Consider the following 21,232-nt stretch of genomic DNA (forward strand, 5'->3'; position numbering starts at 1 on the left):
TTAACTTTTTATTGTTTTGAGAATGCGGAGAGTCTGTCTTCGCTTGTAGAAAATCCACTTTTGGGACAGCCCCTTGTTTGTTTATTTTCGTGTGATAATTCTTTATATTTATACGTATAGGGTTACTTATGCACTTCGCTCTTTTAAGAACTTAAATACCAATGAGCCGCTGCAGCTAGAATCTCATCTATTTTTTTATTGTAACTCTGTCCTTCTTCCCAATATGGGCCTTGGGTTGGGCTAATAGGTAATTCATTATATAATTCATACATACTTTCATCTTTGAACATGGCAACGGTTTTAGCGTCGATTAAAAGTACAGGTGAGGTATGATTAAGATTCTTTAGCTTTGGCAGTCCACATTCTTCCCTGTGATCCGTTATATACGACAATCTCTCCGTTAAGTAATCCGGAAGTCTCAAGTCTTCACACATGATAGGATTCACTGCAACAGTTCTACTGACCTTAGGATGAATATTGCCTTGAATAGCCCAATTGCCCCCTGAGCTGATCCCGAATAAGTAGATGGATAGTCCTACATATTGTGATGCGGTATATTCAATGAGTTCATTCACAAAAAGATCCCATCTTTGCTGTGTTGCTATGTATTGATCTGTCGTATACGTCTCTCCCTGTCCGGGCCCGTCAAAATTCACTACGATAAAACCCATCCTAGTAAATTTAGCTTCTAATGAGATAGATTCTTCTTTACAGGAATCCATGGGATTAATGATAACAATACAACCTTTAGGTTGTTCAGGGATGCGTATTCTCCCATAGCAATCATGATGATCAAGCTGTATGCTAACCTTCTTAATTTCATATTCTGTGAGCACGTCTGCTTCTTGGTGCATCCATTTGCAAGTATCATACCACTTTTTCTTCTCATCACTCTTCTCAGGGAATATCCACTGAATAAGATAATAATGAATACCTGCTAATCTGTATAGTTGCTCAGCTTCTGAATACAGATCCTGTTGACACAGCCTGTCGGCACGTTGCTTATATATATCAGCGTATTTGCGTAAGATTCCAATCCAATCTTGTAGGCTATTTATTCTCTGTCGCAACTCGCATACTGTTTCTTGGGGAACACCGTTAGCCACCCATCGATCCCAGAATCCTTGAAATAGAAAACTAGTCATTATTGTTTTTTCTATCGTACTGTTACCCATACGCATTGCAGATGCCTCCTTACTTAAGATATACATCCAACGATACTTATCAGCTACGTGTCACATCTATAATCTTGGTTGTAATTAGATGCAATGGGACGATATGATCTACACAGCCCAGTTCGATTGCTGATTTTGGCATGCCATAGACGATACAACTTTCTTTGGATTCTGCAATGGTCGAGTCTGCACCCGCTTGTTTGGCTGCCAGCATTTCACGTGCTCCATCACTCCCCATCCCAGTCATGAGAACAAAGTGTTTCTTGAGCGGCTTTAAATGAGCTATGGATTTGAACAACACGTCCGCTGATGGACGATGTCCATTTACCTTTGGTTCTTGGTTCAGTCTTATAACGTAACCTTTGTTCGTCTTAACAGCGGTCATATGATAATCACCAGGAGCAATATATACGGTTCCGCCCAATATAGGCTGGTTATCTTCACCTTCAATGACACGCACGCCTGACATGCGATTTAATCGCTCAGCTAATGACTTGGTGAACTGTGGTGGCATGTGCTGTACCACCAGAATAGGATATTTGAAGTCCTCAGGAAGAGCGGTAATTACAGTCTCTAGCGCCTTCGGGCCACCTGTCGAAGTTCCAATCGTGATGATTTGATCGAAGTCCTTTATCAGGCCTGTTGATATCTTCTTCGTGTTGATGACATTTGTATTCGCGATCGTTATATTATTGATGATCAGATTTCTTATAGGAATCTGTGCAGCTTGTTTAATCTTAAATATTAACTCTTCCTTAACTTTGAATAAATCGAAGGAATTTGAACCTGACGGTTTAGAGAGGAAATCCACTGCTCCGCATTGAAGTGCCTTTATGGTTTCAGTAGCTCCTTCCTTGGTCAGTGAACTCAACATGACGACTGGTGTTGGACGATGCTCCATAATCTTAGATAAAGCTTGCAACCCATTCATCTCTGGCATTTCAATATCTAATGTGACCACATCGGGCTTGAGTTCCTTCACCATCGCCACAGCTTCCAATCCATTACGAGCCATACCAATCACTTCTAATGTAGAATCTTCTATAATTAGACGGGATATTAATCTGCGCATAAATACCGAGTCGTCTACCACAAGAACCTTTATCTTAGCCATCCCACATACCTCCTAACTCTCATTCATTAACCTAGACACATCAAGGATCAGGGCTACCTTTCCATTACCAAGTATGGTTGAGCCTGCAATGCCATTTATTTTCCCAATATAAGATCCAAGAGATTTAATCACAATCTCTTGATTACCCAATAGTTCATCTACGACTAATGCGATTCTTTTCTCAGCAGATCCCACGATGACTAGTTGAACATATTCCTTATTGTCTTGTGTTCTAGCAATATTGAAACGGTCATGTAACAAAACGACAGGTATAATCTGTTCACGCGACCAGATCACTTGTTGTCCACGAATCGTTTGTATTTCTGCATTAGGAACTCTAACAATCTCAGATATATTACTCATAGGGATGATAAACGTCTGTTCATTTAATTTCACAAGCAGTCCAATAATGATAGCTAGTGTTAATGGAAGCCTGATTTTAAATTTCGTTCCTTGACCGAGCTCTGTCTCTATATCAATCAGCCCATTTAATTTCTCGATATGGCTTCTTACGATATCCATCCCTACACCACGACCAGATATGTCACTCACCATACTTGCTGTTGAGAATCCAGGACGGAAAATAAGATGAACGGCCTCTCGATCTGTTAATGTCGCAGCCTCATCAGCAGTTATAATCCCTTTGCTCACTGCGGACTTCCTCATTCGAGCAGGATCAATCCCTGCACCATCGTCTGCTACTTGGATAATGACTTGATTATCTTCATGCGTTGCTTGTATCAAAAGCGTTCCCTTACGGTCTTTACCCGCTTGTTGCCTCTGATTAGGTAATTCAATGCCATGATCAACTGCATTTCGGATGAGATGGATTAGCGGATCAGCGATCTCCTCAATGAGGGTTCGATCCAGTTCTGTATCCTTGCCCTCCAATACGAGATCAATGTCTTTGCCTAGATCACGGGTTAGATCACGAATCATCCGTGGGAAGCGATTAAATAATTGCTCAATGGGAAGCATCCGCGCCTGCATAACACTTTCTTGCAAATCATCAATAATACGGGTTAAGTGATCCGATATTTGGCTAAGTTCTTCCAAGGAGTCATTTGTGAATTGAACCCTTTGTGTACGCTCCACCTGATCAATGCGGGTATGATCAATCACAAGTTCACCTACAAGGTTCATAAGATGGTCCAGACGTTCGACACTTACCCGAATAGTCTGAGCCTTAGACTTGTCCTTGAATGATGTATCATCTGTCTTAGTTATCTCTTTTGTCTCGATTATGCAGTCGACTGATTCAGCGGTGTCTGTTGTGACAGGTTCAACTCTAACGCTGGTAACATCCGTGAATTCTGATACGAAATGCTGTAACTCTAAGCTACTATAACTTCCTGTATATAAGAATTGAAATTCGAGAGGGATATGTTCTAATTCTTCAATTCCATCGATATTCGGTGTACAGAATAGTACATCGCCTGATGTACTAAGATTAGAGTGGATGACATAGAATCTTGCCCCCCTAATATCACATTCCGTTGAGATTTGAACATGGACCCAATATATTTTAAGGCCATCATCCTCGGCCTCTTTTACTTTCAACATGGTATCCATGGTCAATTCGGGATTCGATAATTCATCTATGGATTGTGGTGTCTCTTCTTTCGTTGAACTTGCAAAAGCTTGAAGCTCAAGAATCACCCTTGATATATCTGTCATCGTGTGATCATCACGCATAATGTCTTTCTGCAATTCTTTTAAACCATCTATAGCTTGAAAAAGAAGGTCGATCATGAAACCAGTCACCTTACGGACCTTCATTCTCACTTGGTCTAATAGGTGTTCCATTTCATGCGTTAATCGCTTCATTTCCTCATAGCCCATTGCTGCTGATGACCCTTTTAAGGTATGCGCTGCACGAAATAGAGCCTGAATAACGATCTCGCTTTCGCCATCTTGCTCTAGTTGTAATATCACTTCGTCCATCAACTGTAGTTGCTCCTCAAGCTCCTCTAGAAAGACGTCTTTATATTCAGATAACATCTAACAGTCACTCCTGTTCGCGAAGCAAGATTTCATTCAGCTCTAATATAGCGACTAGGCCCACTTCAGTAACACCAATACCAACGAAATAAGTCCCATCAATGCCTCCCATACGTTCAGGAGGTGCCTGAATATCAGAGAATGTAGTTACTTTATTTACCGCGTCTACAATGATGCCTACTGCATCCTCTTGATGATTGATGACAATGATACGAGTTCTTCTTGTGTATTCCTTATCTTCAAGATCAAAGAACTTTCTTAGACTAATCACAGGTACGACCCTACCCCTAAGATTGATGACACCTTCGACATATGAAGTCACGCTAGGTATTTGTGTGATGTCCTGAACTTTGATAATCTCATCAATATCTTGAATGCGAATAGCATATTGTTCTTCATTAATTGTAAATTCAATGTATTGCCCTTGTAACGTAGTCTGCATCATCATCCAGAGACCCCTTTCTTTACGAGAGTTGCAATTATACTTTATGTGTCACGATTAATTTAACTTAAAGATAGCTACTAGACCGTTCAACTCTTCTGCTAGCTGTGCTAGGGATTGAGCCGTAGATGCCGTCTCTTCACTGCTTGCTGCCACTTCTTCGGTTGCTGCAGATATACTCTCAATAGATAACATCACCTCAGAAGATTGGGCTGCTTGCTCTTCACTAGCGGCGGCTATCTCTGACACTTTGTAAGCTGTTTCGTTAACCATCGATAATATATGTTCAAAGGCTTCTCCCGTCTTTTGTGAGGACACAACTCCTTCTTCTACTGCCTTAACACTTTGTTGTGTATTCAATTGCATTCCCTTGATAATCGTGGTAATTTGCTTGGTTGCTTCACTACTACGCTCAGCCAATTTCCTAACTTCATCCGCTACGACTGCGAATCCACGTCCTTGGTCCCCTGCTCGAGCTGCTTCAATCGCTGCGTTGAGCGCAAGTAAGTTGGTCTGTTCTGCAATATCGTCGATCACTTCAATAATCTCACCGATCTTGTTCGAATCTCCTACTAGACGTGACATTTGCTCATTCACATTGGTCATACTATCAATAGAGAGTTTAACAACCTTCCCGCCATCCTGAGCGATACTCATCGTCTTATCAGATAACTCAGAAGCTTGCTCAGCGCCTTGAGCAACGGAATTGATGGCGATGGAGAGCTCACCGAACAACTCATTAACAGATTGAGCTGTGCTCGCTTGACTCATACTTCCACTAGCAATTTCCTCTGTGCTCGCTGAGATTTCTTGTGAGGCTGCAGAGACTGTCTCTGCGGATGTTAGAATCCCACCGACAGTTGATCTCAAATTAAGAATCATTTGATTTACTGAACCTGATAGTATACCTATTTCATCTTTTGTATTCTGATTTGAAGTTTCACTCAAATCGCCATCCGCTACTTTACTTAGTAATAACACCAAACGTTTTAATGGTCTGCCAATGACTTGCGAGATAACATATCCCAGACCTATACTAACGATGAAGGCAAGCACAATAACTCCAAATGTAATGACACGTGAGGTATTATAGAGCTTATTCGCTTCTATACTTGCCTCTTCTGCTTGTTTATTATTAAGAAGAATTAACTTCTTGGTGATATGTCCAAATTCGTCTACTGCAGCACTAACGTCACTTGTAAATAAATAATTTACATATTCCTCTGAAGTGATATCGCCCTTACTGAACTCTATGGTACCCTCAATACCTACGTTATACCGATCCCATACAGGAGTGACTGTAGCCAAAATAGCCAATTCCTCCGCGCTCAACTTCTTCTTACCGTATGATTCAATAAGTGCTCCAACTTTATCAATATTAGTATGAATTGAATCGGCATACGCCTTTTTGTCATCCGAATTCTTAGCCATCATGTTAATATCCCGAAGGCTTATTCTATTCAATAGCAGCAATTCATTTGCTTCACTCAGTTCGGTGATTGGCGTTAACTGATTATCATACATATTCTCGATAGATGTATTTAGTTTGTTCATGTTAGCTATAGCATAGAAACCAACTGACGCTAGAATCATAGCAACAATTACAAAAGCAGATATTAATTTTACAGATGTCTTCATATTATAGAACCATTTCATATTTCAACACTCCAATTTCTATTATAATAGTATCTATACTTCCAAAGCCTTTTGGATAGACGTAAGAATACGTTCATCATGGAAAGGCTTAATTATGAACTCTATTGCACCCGCTTGAATCGCCTCGATCACCACATTCCTCTGACCCATAGCTGAACACATAATAATCCTAGCCTTGGGATCCGTAGCAATAATACGTTTTACAGCCTCTATGGATTGGATTACGGGCATTGTAATGTCCATTGTTATGATGTCTGGCTTTAGAATCTTGACCTTCTCCAGAGCAATCAGGCCATTCTCAGCCTCACCTACGACCGTATGTCCACCTTTTACGAGAATATCCTTTAACATGTTTCTCATAAAATGAGCACCATCAACAATTAATATGTTACTCAGATTAAACGCCTCCTTGATTGTGTAGAAGCAGAATCATATAGGACTTTCCCCCGTATCTCCAGTAATATCTCGAGTGATATATGATTCATTTGAACTAGGTCTATCATACCCCGCGATAATTGAATGGTAACCGAAAAAAAGTAGCGCGCACCCGCAAAGTTTATTGCGCTCTCACGCTAAATACGTCTATATCACCACAAAAAAACCCCTTACCCATGGTAAGAGGGACTATTATATGCATGTTATTGCTTATAAGGACTGTTGTGTGAAATCAGCGTCTACAAGAATGCCCACTTGCTTGGCCTTTATCGCTGCTTCCATTCTTGATTTAACTTTTAACTTCTGGAATAAATGCGTCAAGCCATATTCTAGTGACCTTTGACTCATCAGTACGATCTCTGCAATTTCCTTATTACTCTTGCCCTTGGCGATTTCCTTCAAGATTTCACATTCCTTATCTGTAACGCTAGTGGTCTCAAAGTCTTCACTCGTTGCTGCCACTTCATTTAGGCTGGTCCTTCTCAGTTGTCTCACTAAGGATAGTGGCAGAATGACTTCGCCCCTTATAGCACAGCGAATAGATGTGACTAACTGTTCTCTATTGGTTGTCTTCAAGATAAATCCCAATATCCCTGTCTCCACCATTTTGTTGAAATAATTCGTAAACTCATAACCCGTATAGATGAGTATTATGGCAGAAGGATTCAATCTAAGCACTTGTTTAGCGAGATCAATTCCATTGGTTTCGGCGATATGAAGATCGAATAACATGACATCAAATGTCTGTGAGCTAAGCATCTCTATGACTTCCTCAGCAGAATTCGCTAGATAGACCTTCATATCCCCTTCTAACTCAAGTAACATCTTAGTCCCTTCCATTACGGAGGGATGATCGTCAACTAACAAGATATCAATCACGATACGTACACCTCTATCCTTTTAATAATACGAACACATTAGGATGTTAAAATCTCTATTACAATAGTTAATCCCTTGCTCTCTGACGAAAAGAATTGTATTGTACCTTCCATGCTACGAACTCGTTCCCTCATTCCATAGATCCCCATGCTACCTTTACGTAATGTCTCGGGCTCAATGACATTCATACCAATACCATCATCTCTATATTCCAATCGAATACGCTCGTCTTGACTAGCTAGTAAGATGTGAACCTCAGATGCAGAGGAATGCTTCGAGGCATTCGCTAACAACTCTTGTATAATGCGATACAATCCTACAAGTACTTCATCCGTTAATATATGATTAAATTGCTCAGCATGAAATGTTATACGATAGTTACTGCGTAATTGTGTGAATTCGAACAACGATTCCAATGTTGCGATAAGCCCATCCTTAATTAGCATTGGAGGTCTAAGTTCATTGCAAGTGATACGTAATTGATAAATAACATCCAATAGACCTTCCGTGATCTGCCCTAGTTGCTCTCTTAATGCTCCCGTGAGCGAACTATCACTTAAGAGAAGATCCAATTTACGATACCAGATGATCTGCTCTTGCAGGGCAGAATCATGTAGATCCTGAGCTAGATTCTTTCTCTCATTCTCAGATAGATTGAACAAGAATCGCAGCAACCAAGTTGGTGTAACTTTGTCAGAAATAGCTTGTTCAAGTTCTTTCGTTAAATCTTCAATAATTAAGAAGTTGTCGAATAGCACACTGACATATCTGGAGATAGTCTCCAGCCACACTCTATTCGATACCGTCTTTAATGATATCGGTTTTTCATCGATATAAAGTAAATAACTTTTGCCTTTATCCTCATTTAATTTTACCGTGTAACCTCGATCTGTCTCGGTAATTTTACATAGTTCATCCGTATTATGCTCTACACTGATTAGACTGACATTGGAGACTTGTACGATCTCTTGTACTTCGTGCAATAATTGGTGTTCAATCTGACTAATCTTCATAGCGCCAAAGAGATTATGTGAGAATTGATCTAGGCTTGTCTGCAAATGGAAATAACGCTCTTCGCTTTGACGAATGAGTTCATCTGCCAATTTGCGATCCTCTTCTCCCTTCTTTCTAGCCCTGATATCACGGAATAAGGATAATCCCGCATTACCCCCTTGATAAGGAACTGTACTAGCAATAACTTCAACATCGATTACTTCTCCGCTCCGTCGGATAATTTTTTGCTCTACTAAGGCAGTTGTTGTATGTTGTTCATATATTGTTCCTATGCGCGCTTCTGCCGGTATTAGATAATCGGGATGAACCACATCAAGTATAGATCTACCTATCAATTCGCTCTGGCTTGATACTCCAAAGAGTCGTAGCGCAGCTGGATTCACAAAGATAAACTTATAATCACTATGAAGAACGATCGCTTCTGGTGATAACTCAACAAGCCGTCCATTTAATCCCTTACTCTCTATCAACGCTTGCTGTATTTGTTTCTTCTCCGTTATATCCTCTACCATCAACTGAATAGAGGATGATCGCGAATCATATATGGTTAGTAAAGACACATCAATCACACGATTGTCCTTTGCAATCAATTGATACTCCGCTGGTGGGGAATAGCCATTCAGCACTGTATTTCCTAGCGCTTTCTTCAAGTCCACCTGAGAGTCTGGATGAACCCAAGACATGGGTGGTGTTGAGATTATATCGACCAACGAATCAACTTCTAGGATCTCAGTCCCCGCTGGATTAATATAGCTGATCTTCTGATCTTTATATACAGCGATGGCTATTGGGGAGAGTTCCACTAATCTTCGATAACGTTCTTCACTTTCTTGCAATGCTCTTTCCATCTGTAACCGTTGTGTCACATCTTCCATTAGAAGAAGCGTCGTACGTGTAACGTCATCTAATATATCTACTACCTCTGCAATAATTTGTTTGCCATCTATTCGTTGAATTCTATATCTGATCGGATTGTTATTCTTGTTATCTACATATGGTCTTACATTATTATCTATTACATTATATGAATACATAAAGTCTTGTATCGATTTGTCAATAAGCTCATTTCTATCGGTCGCACCAAAGAGATTCATTCCCGCAGTATTCATATCCAACATGATGCTATCTTGATGTAACATCATTGGCTGAGGGGATAATTCGATCAATCTATGGTATCTTTCCTCACTCGCTTTAAGTTCGTTCTCTACTTTCACTCTTTTCGTGATATCCCGTGAAAGAATTAATATATTCTCCACTTCTCCTGTATCACCGAGAACCACAGAGCAAATCGATTCTAAATGTATGATTGTCTTGTTTGTATGAATAAATCGACAACGGATCAACTTGCCCTCTTTCTTATGGATCATGTCATTGACTAGATGATCGATATCCTGTTGGTCATCTGGATGGATGTATTGGAATATCTGAACACTACTATTTAATCCCACAGGAATACCTAATGTTCGCTCGCATGATGGTGATGCGACAATAAGATTACCTTCACGGTCTACAATCCCCACCATATCCTTCATATTGTCAGCAATCAGCCGATATTCTGCCTCACGCTCAGCTAGTTTCCTCTCAACTTCCGTGTTAAATGTCACGTTTTTTCCAATGACGAAGGCTCCCATGACTTGATTATTTACATACACAGGCACGTTCTTTACATCCCAGTGAATAAGATTACTGCCTCCATAGCGTGTCGCAATCTTGTACTGAGGAGATTCCCCTCTGAGTGCCTTCTCCAAATGTTGCTTCATAACCATCGCATGCTCCGAACCAAATATATTAATGTCAAACAAATTAACATCTTTAATACTATCGTTATCTCGCTTAATCAGATAACCAGCAGGGTTCATATCCAATACATTACCTAGGTTGTCTAATTCGACAATGACGTCCGAGTTATGTTGAAATAAAGATTTATATCGTTGCTCATTCTTATGTAACGTATCCTCTAATTCTTTTCTTGCCGTAATATCAATAACCGCACCATCATGTCTTACAACGTTCTGATCTTTATCCATGCTAGGAATGATACTAACTTGTAGCCACCGTTCTTCACCATTGGCATGTATAATCCGATACTCGCTTACATTGGGGATGCCCTTTCTAACATTTTCTGTAATTTGGTAAATCAATGGTAGATCATCTTCATGTGCAATATCTGATAAAAATCTATATCCGCTGGCCTTCTCAATCGAATAGCCTGTAATATTAGTAATAGCATCCGAAATATATACCTTTATCTTCGCTAGATCGAAGGACCAGACAGCAACATCAATCTTAGCTAACATCTCCTGATATAAGTTGAATGTTCTCTCTACTTGTTCATGTTCCATTCTCTTCTCGCTAATGTCTAGAACAACCGTATCTATGCGATCAAGATTATCTTCTTGGTTAACAGCGGGGATACCCACACTTTGAATCCATTTAAGTTCATTTGTATGCGTTACAATGCGGTATTCTAACGAGCTGATCTGTCCAGCATATAAGCTGTCCATATGTTCATCAAATGTTAGGATATCTTCTGGATAGACCATATCCCGCAGTATGTTCGGCCCATGACTCGCTTCTTTTGTTGTCATTCCCATCAATGAAATAAACCCATCTGATAGGCTTAACCTATTCGTTGCTATATCTATACACCAAGTGGTTATTTCTCTGTTTCTAAGTGAATTCATCGGTTTAGCCACCTTCCGTTCCGTCTCTTTTTAACTAATTTGGGTAAATTGTACCATACGGTGATTAAGGCATCACTACATTTATATACAGGAGTGATTTGACTTGTAAATCCAGCTAGGAAACTGAATAATAAGAAAGGTATCTTATTTCTAAAGAAAGGTTGAAATCACAACATGAACATGACTCAAACTATCCGTAAGGAACCAACGACCAAAGAGCCCTTTCCCATTGCCATCATATCTCTGACTGTAGGCGCTTTTGCGATTGGAATGACTGAATTTGTAATTATGGGCATCCTCCCCAATGTGGCTTCAGATCTACATGTTAGCATTCCAACTGCGGGACAACTCATTACCATGTATGCTCTTGGCGTGGCGATTGGCGCTCCTATACTCACGCTACTTACACAGCGCATACCGCAAAAGAGGCTATTATCCCTACTTATGGTTCTATTTATATTAGGTAACGGCATCTCGGTATTCGCACCTTCTTATGAGATTCTAATGGCTGCTCGTATCATTACGGCATTAACACATGGGACCTTCTTTGGGGTAGGCGCTGTCATTGCATCCAATCTTGTACGTCCGAATCGGCGTGCTGCAGCCGTCTCTATCATGATGGCAGGGTTAACCATTGCGAATATTATCGGTGTTCCTCTAGGTACATTTATAGGTCAACGATTCGGTTGGCGTGCTTCATTTGCAGTCATTGCAATCTTTGGAGTTCTAGCATTGATTGGGATACTAATCTTTATTCCGCGAATAAAGCAAGATCAACCTGCCAGCATAGCACAACAGATCTCCTCTCTGATCCAACCAAAGCTACTTCTCTACCTAGTGATTGCAGCATTGGGTAACGCGAGCTTGTTTACCGTATTCACATATATTGCACCATTACTTATTGAAATCAGTGGTTTTGCCGAGCACAGCGTGACATGGATTCTTGTGTTATTCGGGTGCGGTGTCACGATCGGTAATATTGTTGGGGGAAGACTAGCAGATTGGAAGCTAACACCGACATTAATAGGTCTTTACTCAGCTTTATGTATCATTCTAACGATCTTTACGTTTACTGTTCATCATCCCATAGCTTCCATAGTGACGATCTTCGTATGGGGTCTAGCTTCTTTCGCAGTCATGCCAGGTCTACAAGTACGTATTATGAGCTTGGCGCATACTGCACCTGCACTCGCATCTACCTCTAGTCATTCGGCAGGAAACCTTGGTAATGCCACAGGGGCCTTTGTAGGTGGTTGGGTTATTACGCATCTGGGAATTACATCCCTTCCTTGGGTCGGCGCAATTCTTGTAGGAATTGGGCTATTGATCGCGATAGGTTGCTACATGGCGGAACGTAAACAGCTGGTAGGGTGATTAAGCTCATTATAAGACAGCGATATCCTCTTGGGGTTCTTGGGGGCGATAATTAAGGATTTCTTTGCAGTAGTTGCATATATGATCGTTATTGTGGCGTGGAGGGGTGGAAATGGTATAATAAGTGCCTATAAGACAGTTAGATTCTAGGAATTAGCTAAAACAACGAGTTCTCTCAGAAATAAATGTTATTTATGCAACTAAAAATAGTATTCCCCACTTTTTATTGAATTTAGTTGACCTTTTTGAATTTAAATCTCACTAATTTAGGTAAGAAGAGTTACTAAAGGTACCGCTGAATGGGAACTACTTCAGTGGTGCCTTTTGTGTGTGTCTTTTTGAAAATATTATATTTCATTTCATCATTAAATGAGACTCTATAACATATCTCCTAATACCTTGGCTTGCTGATCCAATTGACGTGCCGCTTCACCAATACCTGTGAATTCATCAACAGCCTCTTGGGTACGACGTTGACTATCTATAATGAAGGCTTGTGAACGTTTCGTACCTGTTGCGACCTCTGATATCTGCTTCGCTACGGCTAGAAGACTAGCGTTCACTTCCTTTGTAGCTTCCTCAGATTGATTAGCTAACTTACGGACTTCACTTGCTACGACGCTAAATCCACGGCCATGCTCTCCTGCATGTGCAGCTTCAATGGCCGCGTTCAAAGCTAATAGGTTGGTCTGTGAGGCAATCCCACGTATGCTCTTAATAATATTCTGTAAGGAGTTGGCCCTCTCTTCCAATAGCTGAAGGATTGCCATATTTTCTTTCGATTCATTAACGACTTGTTCTATCGCTGTTGCTATTTGATGACTACTCGTTACACCATCTTCTGCACGTTTCAATAAATCATCAGCCATCTCTTGTAATTCACTGGTTACCTTAGTTGATGCATTTTCTCTAGCCGTAATATCTGTTGCTATTTTAATGACCGCAATCACTTGATCTTCTGTATCATATACAGGTGTATATGTAGCTTCAAACCACTTCAATTGTCGACTCTTCGTAACCCGTAATATTTTCTCTTGATATGCATGTCCACTTCTTAAGTTGTTCCACAGCTCCTTGTATTCAGGACTGCCTACGAATTCGGACGTACAGAATTGACGATGCATCATCCCTTTCATCTCAACTGCATCATAACCCATTGCTTTTGCAAAGTTATCATTCGCCCACAATACCTTACCCTCAATGTTAAATTCAATCATTGCTAGAGACTGCTCAATTGCGATCAGAACAGCATCTTTCTCTAGGACCTGCGTACTATTATTATTATTACTCATGTTGCACCGCCTCTATGATCTAGTATTTCAGGTGATGATCATGTAATCATAATCTTCAACCGTATACATTTGTTATACAAAGTATATACAAACCATGTTATTTATGCAACAATATTAATTGTGTATCGTTCATAGACAATAGGTCATTCGTCCTATATTATGAACTTGTTATAGATACTATATATATCAAAATGGAGTGATCATGTGATTTCTAATCAATTATCAGAGTTGCATCAGCGTAATAAGTTAATCGTTTGGCTCCTATGGGGTTGTATATTACTCGGTGTAGGATCATCTTTACAATTCCCTCAATCGGCTATTATTATTTTATCTTCAGGTGTGCCTCTTGCTACACTGTGTACACTGCTTGTATGGAAGAGGATGGCTACACCATACATTATGTATATCTCGGCGATTGGATTCAATATTAGTAGTTTCTTCTTTATCTATGCGACAAATTCTATTCTTAATCTTCTCATCCTTTTTTTGGGGTTGGGAATTATATCCCTTTATCATAATTATCGTCCATTACTTGTAAACGGCATCCTTTCCGTCGTTATATTGAACTACGTCTTTATAACTAAACCAATTTACGATGATCAAGATTTAATTTCAGTCAATGCTTTTCTAATTCTAATGTTGCTCGCGTTGGTGGCACAAAGTCAGATCGGATCAAGAATGTTACAATTATTGTCCAAAAGTAACCTAGAATCAGAGCAAACGCAGGCGGAAATGGAAAAGGTCATGGTAGGTGTCACGGAATCCATCCGTGTTCTGACACAATCCGCTAGTGTAATGCAAGACAATGCATCTATAACCGATCGAATCTCCAAAGAAGTCGTGATGGCATTTCAGGAAATTGCTACTGGCGTTGAGTCTCAAACCCAAAGCATTACGGATATTTCAAACACAATGGAACAGTTAAATGTATCTGTTGCCCAAGCCAATGATGCTTCTATAACCATGAGTGATAAGAGTCTTGATACGGATCAAATTACGAAGGAAGGTCAAGAAAAGGTTACTCTTCTAACAAGTGATATGTCACAAGTGATGGACATCGTCTTGAGAACGTCCGACATGATGACACAAATGAATGAAGAGAATCAGAAAATCGAAATGATTGTTTCGACTATTGTTGGTATTGCGGAACAGACCAATCTCTTGTCACTCAATGCATCCATCGAAGCCGCAAGAGCCGGTGAACATGGTAAAGGGTTCGCTGTCGTATCTACTGAAATACGAAAATTAGCACAGAATTCACATACTGCTTCCGCAGATATCTCTGACATTCTGAGCAAGGTCCAAAGAAATATACAGCAAATGAATGATATGGTGATTCGTGGCCTACACGTTGTAGAGACGGGGAAGAATTCTACTAATGAGATTGCTCTGCTATTTGATGGTATTCGAAATAACACACAACAGGTGCTAGAGCAGGCACAAGATCTACAACATAGGAATGAACATATCTATCAATCATCTTCTTTCGTATTAGGTGAAGTGAATTCAGTCGCATCGATCACGGAGGAAAGTACAGCTGCGATTGAGCAAGTGTTGGCAAGTGCGGAAATCCAACAGCAACATGTCTCAGAGACGGTCGATGGCATAAGTCATCTGAACACTTTAGCTGTAACATTGGATAATCTAACGAAAAGATCTTAGCATTAACGACAATAAAAACTCGCTTTATTATTTAGGTGGTTTTTATTGTCGATTTAGGGCAATTTTCTCTTGACTAAATAGTCTATTAGGACTACTATCTGAAAAGTAGCGACGCAAAACTATAGGGGCTACCGCGATATTCGCAATGCCAGCCAGTTACCGATATAGAAGTGCAACATTTATGTTGTGTTATTCAACCCTTCTTACTTCGGTAAGGAGGGTTTTTGTTATCTTTAAATACTAGTTTCATAGAATTACCCTGTATTGACAAAGTCACTTTCTATTGACCTGGTGTTCCAGTGGGTACCGCTGCCGAAGTAACCAGTAACGATCCTGGTATAAGTCCTACGAACACTGATAATACGAGTACCCACATCGCTATACGTCTTAAACTTCGTTTCATTATTTCCTCCTACTTATTCATGGATTTAGTTCCCCGGAACACAAAAAAGTCCAACTGCATTAACAAAGTTAATTGCAGCTGGACGATCGTAAGTCTATAACATAGACTATTAGATTCCGAGGCTTTGCGAGCTAATCTTTTGATTAGTGTACCCCAATATATTTAAAAACCCAAAGATTATTATTCGCAAAACCGCCCTTTTTTTGTTATTTCTCTTGAATCATGTCATTATTCTTGCTAATTCCGTAAAAATAATCCCTAATGCATGCGCTCCTGCGTCAGGATAACCAATACTTCGCTCACCGACCGTTCCTGCCCTGCCCATACGTGCAACAATCCCCTCGGTCTTTTGCGCTCCTTCGACAGCAGCTTGCGCTGCGGACGTGGATGCAAGCTTAATATCATCCTTATTCCGTGCACTTTGTGCCCAAGAATCTGCATAAGGAACGAGTGCGTCAATCAGTGTTTTGTCCCCAACGACCGCGCCACGCCCAAAGGCTCTTTCCCCTGTATCTTGAATTCCCTTCACGACTGCTTCCATCATCTGAGAGATTTCATCCACCGATAATGCCTTTTTGCTTCCAACTTGTTTACTAGCGGCTCGAAATGCTGATCCCCATATTGGACCAGAAGCTCCTCCGCAATGCTCCATAATAATAAGCGAACAGGCATCTAGGAAACTTCCAATATCTTTCGTGTGATTCGTTACGAGATCTTCCCACTCTGACTTCAGTTGCTTAAATCCTTTCGCAATACTCATGCCGAAGTCACCATCACCTGCATGTGCATCTAGCTGGCAGAATGGAACCTCATTCTCAATAATGATTTCACTCATCTTATCGATAATATAAATCATATTATTTAAGGAGAAGGTATCTTGCACAACCAACGCATAGTCCTCATTGGTCTCACAAGTATAGGATACAGATGTCTGCCCCTCTTCTTCCATTAGAACCTCGGTATAGTTCACTTGTACTAATGGGCCTTCCATCCTTAAGGCAGGTGTATCACACAATTCACTCCATAACTCTTTCAATTGATCGTCTAGTTGCATGATGGAGACTGATGCCCCAGCCATATCGATACTCGTCATATAATTGCCGACAAGCGCGTGATAGACCGTTATATTCTTTGAAGTCAATTCGCGTATGACCGCGTTATTTAGTACATATAACTCTTGCAACGGGGTTGCGCCGAACCCATTAATCAATACAGCAACTTCCTGTTGCGCGCCATCCCCAATAGACAGACTATCTAATAATTCACTAACCATTCTGTGTGCTAACACATCCGCAGAAACGATCTCTTCCTTTCGTATGCCGGGTTCCCCATGGATACCAACACCATACTCCATTTCCGTTTCCTTTAGTTCAAATGTTGGCGTTCCCTTAGCAGGAACCGTACATGAAGTAAAGGCAAACCCTATACTTTTAGTATGATCGATTGCCTTTTGTGCAACCTGCTTTACTTCCTCTAGGGACATCCCTAATTCAGCAGCTGCTCCTGCGATCTTATGAACGAGAACCGTACCAGCAACTCCACGCTTTCCAACGGTATATAGACTATCCTCCACGGCAATATCATCATCTACTTTAACAAAGTCGACCTCAATACCATCCTCAATTGCAAGATGTGCCGCACTTTTGAAATTCATCATATCGCCACTGTAATTCTTAATGATTAATAGCGTTCCTTTATCACTCACAGCAGATCTGATCGCTTGGTATATTTGGATTTGTGATGGGGAAGCAAATACATCGCCACATACAGCAACGTCTAACATCCCTTGTCCAATAAACCCAGCATGTGCGGGCTCATGTCCACTTCCGCCACCACTGATAAGTGTGACCTTGTCTTTATTAATATTTTTCTTCTTAATGAACTTATGCTTTTGATTAAATGCTAAATGGGGATGTGCAAGAACTAGACCATTACACATCTCTCTGACTAGCGTCTCGGGCTTATTTATTATCTTTTTCATAGCATTCACCCTTACTGATCTTATATCGTCGTCCGAGCTGGTCTGCTACCATAAGTGCTGAAGCCACAGCATCCTCACTGATCGGAAATGGCATAGAATGAATAGACTCATCTGGCATACAAGCCATTTCGGCGACCTTCAACAATTCTTCATAAGTGACGTCATCCACTCCGATATCTGATAGACATACAGGTAGACCGACCGCTACACAAAAGGCAAGTAATTCATCTATCTCCGCTTGATCTGCGTGTTCTAGAACGAGTTGAGCTAATGTACTAAAGGCCACCTTTTCTCCATGATAATAGTGATGGGTTCCCTCCAATGAAGTTAATCCGTTATGAATAGCATGCGCAGCAGCTAATCCTCCACTCTCAAAGCCTAATCCAGAGAGTAGGATATTAGCTTCAATAATATTCTCAAGAGCAGGAGTGACCACATTACTATCAGATGCGATCTTTGCGGCGACACCATCTCTCAGTACCATCTCATAGCAGAACTTAGCCAATGCTAAGGCTGTATGGGTCCCTTTAGCAGGCCCGCACATCCCTTCACGAACACCGCATGGCAATCCCGCATTGACGTTCGAATAAGATCTAGAAGTGGCTCTCGCCTCAAAATAGGTTGATAGCGCGTCCCCCATACCTGATACTAGGAATCTCGTAGGTGCATTTGCGATGACTGTCGTATCAATCATGACTACACTAGGGCTTTGTTTGAAATAAGCATATGCATCAAACTCGCCTTTGGGCGTATACATCACCGCTGAATGACTGGTCGGTGCGTCTGTAGCAGCTATCGTTGGAACAATAATTAATGCTTCTCCTTGGGCTACGCACTTCGCCGTATCAATAGCTTTACCTCCACCTAACCCAATTGTACAAGAACAAGAATGTTCTTTGGCCAATTGTTGCAGTCGTTTCACTTCATCGCGTGAGCATTCCCCTTGGAAGTTACTCTCAATGAACGTGACATTATATTTATTTTGTGTGGATTCTAACTTCTCCTTTACTCGATTCACATCATCTGCATGAGCAATAAGTAGAGCGGAATCTCCGAATGTTTTTACAAAATAACCCAAATTTAACAGTTCGTCTTCTCCCTGAACATATTTAGATGGACTAATAAATGCTTTTCTCATTGATAATTCCTCCTATAATCATATATTATTACAAAGTAATATTTCCAAATAGAGGATTTCGTAATTACATGTTGAATTTTGTAACTAGTAAAGTAAGTTAAACAGGATCGAATAGGGAGGGCATCATGACAAAGAAGGATCAAGACAATAGAACCCCTGATGCGGTAAATCCCTTACATAAGAAATCACCAAATCACTTGGAAACTAAACAAAAGTTAAACCCCATACAAAGTTCTATACGAATTTCTGGAGTATATTTTGGTTTAGGATGTCTGTGGGTACTATTTACAGATACAGCCCTTTCTAGCTTAATATCCAATAGTGAACGGACTATGTTGATTTATATGATCAAAGACTGGGTTTTTGTAAGTGTGACGACCGCACTTATCTTTTGTTTAACTTTAGGAACATTCAAACGTATTCAAAAAATACAGAACAAGCTTGGCGCTACTTACATAGATAAGGTATATGCACACCAAAGTCTAGAATCAGCATACGATGCGATTCTAGCCACCGAGGATGAGCTTAGACATCAATACCACCAGCTCGTTGAGAATCAACACCAATTGGCACTTAGTAAAGAGAAGATGCACTATTTAGCATATCATGATCAATTGACAGGCCTGCCTAACAAGATGGCCTTATACGAAAATGGAACGAACCTTATTCATACCCATTCTAATCTCAATGCAGCCTTAATGTTCGTGGATATTGATAATTTCAAATATATCAACGATACCATGGGGCATGGATTTGGCGATCGACTCATTGCTAAAGTAAGCGAGAGACTACTCTCTATCGTAGCCAATAAAGGAGAGGTGTATCGGTTCGGTGACGATGAGTTTATCATTCTTATCTATTCTATTCAGAACACGGAAGAGATAACGAGCATTGGGGCTTGCATTCTTGCAGATTTCAAAGATCCCCTTGAGATGGACAATAACCTTCTTCATATCAGTGTCAGTATCGGAATCAGTTTATATCCCGTGCATGGCACTGATATCATGGAGTTAGTTAAGCGCGCGGGCATCGCAATACAAAGTGCTAAAGATATAGGAAATGGTAAGATTATGGTCTTTGATGATCCCATGAACGAGGTATTTACGGAAAGAATGAATATTGAGAAATTGTTATATTCAGCCATGGCACGTGATGAATTCGAACTATTCTATCAGCCTCAGGTGGATCTATCACTCAATAAGGTAACGGGTTTGGAGGCTCTTTTACGCTGGAATAATAAGGAACTAGGTGTCATCTCGCCACTTAAATTCATTAAGATAGCTGAAGATTCCCATCTTATTATTCCGCTGGGTGCATGGGTGTTACGTACTGCCTGCACATTTCTTAAAAGTCTTCATGATCAAGGTCTGCAACATTTAACAATATCTGTTAATATTTCGATACTACAGTTGCTACAAACTGACTTCTACGAGTTCGTTCTAGACACCCTACGATCTTGTGGGTTGAAACCCGATTACTTAGAACTGGAAATTACGGAATCTATTCTAGTTGAATCTTACGATCATGTGCGTACTACGCTCAATAAACTACGAGAACATAATATCAGAATTGCATTGGACGACTTCGGAACGGGTTATTCATCATTAAGTTATCTGACACATTTACCAATCTCCACTCTAAAGATAGACAAGTCCTTTATTGATTCCATCTATGAAGGCAACAATCAAACAGCTCTTATTAACCAAATCATAATCATTGGCAAAAAAATGAATATGTGCGTCGTTGCGGAAGGCGTGGAGCAGAGTAACCAATTAGAATATTTACAAGAACAGAACTGCGACAAAATCCAGGGCTATCTATTTAGCAAACCGCAACCAGCAGAAGACGTAATGAAGTTACTATTCCAATGGGAGAATCATGGAATAAATACTCCACACGACCTATATACATAAGACTTTTCTCCTTTTATAATCATATCCCTACAGCATCTTAGATTCGACCTCTAACATCATTATATTCTC

The 21,232-nt window shown here is 40.4% G+C and carries 15 protein-coding genes and 2 riboswitches; of the genes, 3 read left to right on the plus strand and 12 right to left on the minus strand.

Annotated features, from left to right (window positions below; genetic code table 11):
- Positions 1–143: 143 nt before the first annotated feature.
- From ACH8E3_RS08530 to ACH8E3_RS08565, 8 genes are all read right to left on the minus strand, one after another.
- The gene (locus ACH8E3_RS08530; RefSeq protein WP_458632204.1) at positions 144–1,181 is read right to left on the minus strand and encodes an alpha/beta hydrolase; all 1,038 of its coding nucleotides are present in this window, start codon (positions 1,179–1,181) and stop codon (positions 144–146) included.
- Positions 1,182–1,224: 43 nt separating this feature from the next.
- Positions 1,225–2,289, minus strand: a complete 1,065-nt coding sequence (locus tag ACH8E3_RS08535) for a protein-glutamate methylesterase/protein-glutamine glutaminase (protein WP_458632205.1) — start codon at positions 2,287–2,289, stop codon at positions 1,225–1,227.
- A 12-nt stretch (positions 2,290–2,301) separates the two neighbouring features.
- Positions 2,302–4,290 (minus strand): chemotaxis protein CheW, encoded by a 1,989-nt coding sequence (locus ACH8E3_RS08540; RefSeq protein ID WP_458632206.1) that lies wholly within the window; start codon positions 4,288–4,290, stop codon positions 2,302–2,304.
- A gap of 7 nt (positions 4,291–4,297) precedes the next feature.
- Positions 4,298–4,738 (minus strand): chemotaxis protein CheW, encoded by a 441-nt coding sequence (locus ACH8E3_RS08545; RefSeq protein ID WP_458632207.1) that lies wholly within the window; start codon positions 4,736–4,738, stop codon positions 4,298–4,300.
- Positions 4,739–4,789: 51 nt separating this feature from the next.
- Positions 4,790–6,388, minus strand: a complete 1,599-nt coding sequence (locus ACH8E3_RS08550; RefSeq protein ID WP_458632208.1) for a methyl-accepting chemotaxis protein — start codon at positions 6,386–6,388, stop codon at positions 4,790–4,792.
- A 33-nt stretch (positions 6,389–6,421) separates the two neighbouring features.
- Entirely contained in the window at positions 6,422–6,784 is a 363-nt protein-coding gene (locus tag ACH8E3_RS08555) for a response regulator (RefSeq protein ID WP_458632278.1), read from the minus strand.
- Between the two features lie 249 nt (positions 6,785–7,033).
- The gene (locus ACH8E3_RS08560) at positions 7,034–7,702 is read right to left on the minus strand and encodes a response regulator (RefSeq protein WP_458632209.1); all 669 of its coding nucleotides are present in this window, start codon (positions 7,700–7,702) and stop codon (positions 7,034–7,036) included.
- Between the two features lie 38 nt (positions 7,703–7,740).
- Complete coding sequence (locus ACH8E3_RS08565; protein ID WP_458632210.1) at positions 7,741–11,400, minus strand: sensor histidine kinase; 3,660 nt, start codon at positions 11,398–11,400, stop codon at positions 7,741–7,743.
- A gap of 174 nt (positions 11,401–11,574) precedes the next feature.
- On the opposite strand from ACH8E3_RS08565, the gene ACH8E3_RS08570 reads away from it, so the two are divergent.
- Positions 11,575–12,774, plus strand: coding sequence for an MFS transporter (locus tag ACH8E3_RS08570; protein WP_458632211.1), 1,200 nt, complete (start codon positions 11,575–11,577; stop codon positions 12,772–12,774).
- 377 nt (positions 12,775–13,151) lie between these two features.
- On the opposite strand, the gene ACH8E3_RS08575 is transcribed toward ACH8E3_RS08570, so the two are convergent.
- On the minus strand, positions 13,152–14,066 hold the full coding sequence (locus ACH8E3_RS08575; protein ID WP_458632212.1) for a methyl-accepting chemotaxis protein: 915 nt from the start codon (positions 14,064–14,066) through the stop codon (positions 13,152–13,154).
- A 204-nt stretch (positions 14,067–14,270) separates the two neighbouring features.
- On the opposite strand from ACH8E3_RS08575, the gene ACH8E3_RS08580 reads away from it, so the two are divergent.
- Positions 14,271–15,728, plus strand: a complete 1,458-nt coding sequence (locus ACH8E3_RS08580) for a methyl-accepting chemotaxis protein (protein ID WP_458632213.1) — start codon at positions 14,271–14,273, stop codon at positions 15,726–15,728.
- Between the two features lie 78 nt (positions 15,729–15,806).
- Positions 15,807–15,892: riboswitch (cyclic di-GMP riboswitch) on the plus strand.
- A 116-nt stretch (positions 15,893–16,008) separates the two neighbouring features.
- On the opposite strand, the gene ACH8E3_RS08585 is transcribed toward ACH8E3_RS08580, so the two are convergent.
- The 3 genes from ACH8E3_RS08585 to ACH8E3_RS08595 form a co-directional block, all read right to left on the minus strand.
- Positions 16,009–16,131 carry a hypothetical protein gene (locus ACH8E3_RS08585; protein ID WP_458632214.1) on the minus strand — a complete coding sequence of 41 codons (123 nt, stop codon included), beginning with the start codon at positions 16,129–16,131 and terminating at the stop codon, positions 16,009–16,011.
- 70 nt (positions 16,132–16,201) lie between these two features.
- Positions 16,202–16,294: riboswitch (cyclic di-GMP riboswitch) on the minus strand.
- A gap of 57 nt (positions 16,295–16,351) precedes the next feature.
- Complete coding sequence (gene dhaK / locus ACH8E3_RS08590; RefSeq protein WP_458632215.1) at positions 16,352–18,112, minus strand: dihydroxyacetone kinase subunit DhaK; 1,761 nt, start codon at positions 18,110–18,112, stop codon at positions 16,352–16,354.
- A complete protein-coding gene (locus ACH8E3_RS08595) occupies positions 18,093–19,250 on the minus strand; it encodes a glycerol dehydrogenase (protein ID WP_458632216.1) in 1,158 nt (385 codons plus the stop codon). The genes dhaK and ACH8E3_RS08595 overlap by 20 nt, the downstream gene beginning before the upstream one ends.
- A 125-nt stretch (positions 19,251–19,375) precedes the next feature.
- Between ACH8E3_RS08595 and ACH8E3_RS08600 the strand changes: the two genes are divergently transcribed.
- Entirely contained in the window at positions 19,376–21,163 is a 1,788-nt protein-coding gene (locus ACH8E3_RS08600) for a putative bifunctional diguanylate cyclase/phosphodiesterase (protein ID WP_458632217.1), read from the plus strand.
- The last annotated feature ends 69 nt before the right edge of the window (positions 21,164–21,232 follow it).

This window comes from Paenibacillus sp. CMAA1364, assembly GCF_054373195.1.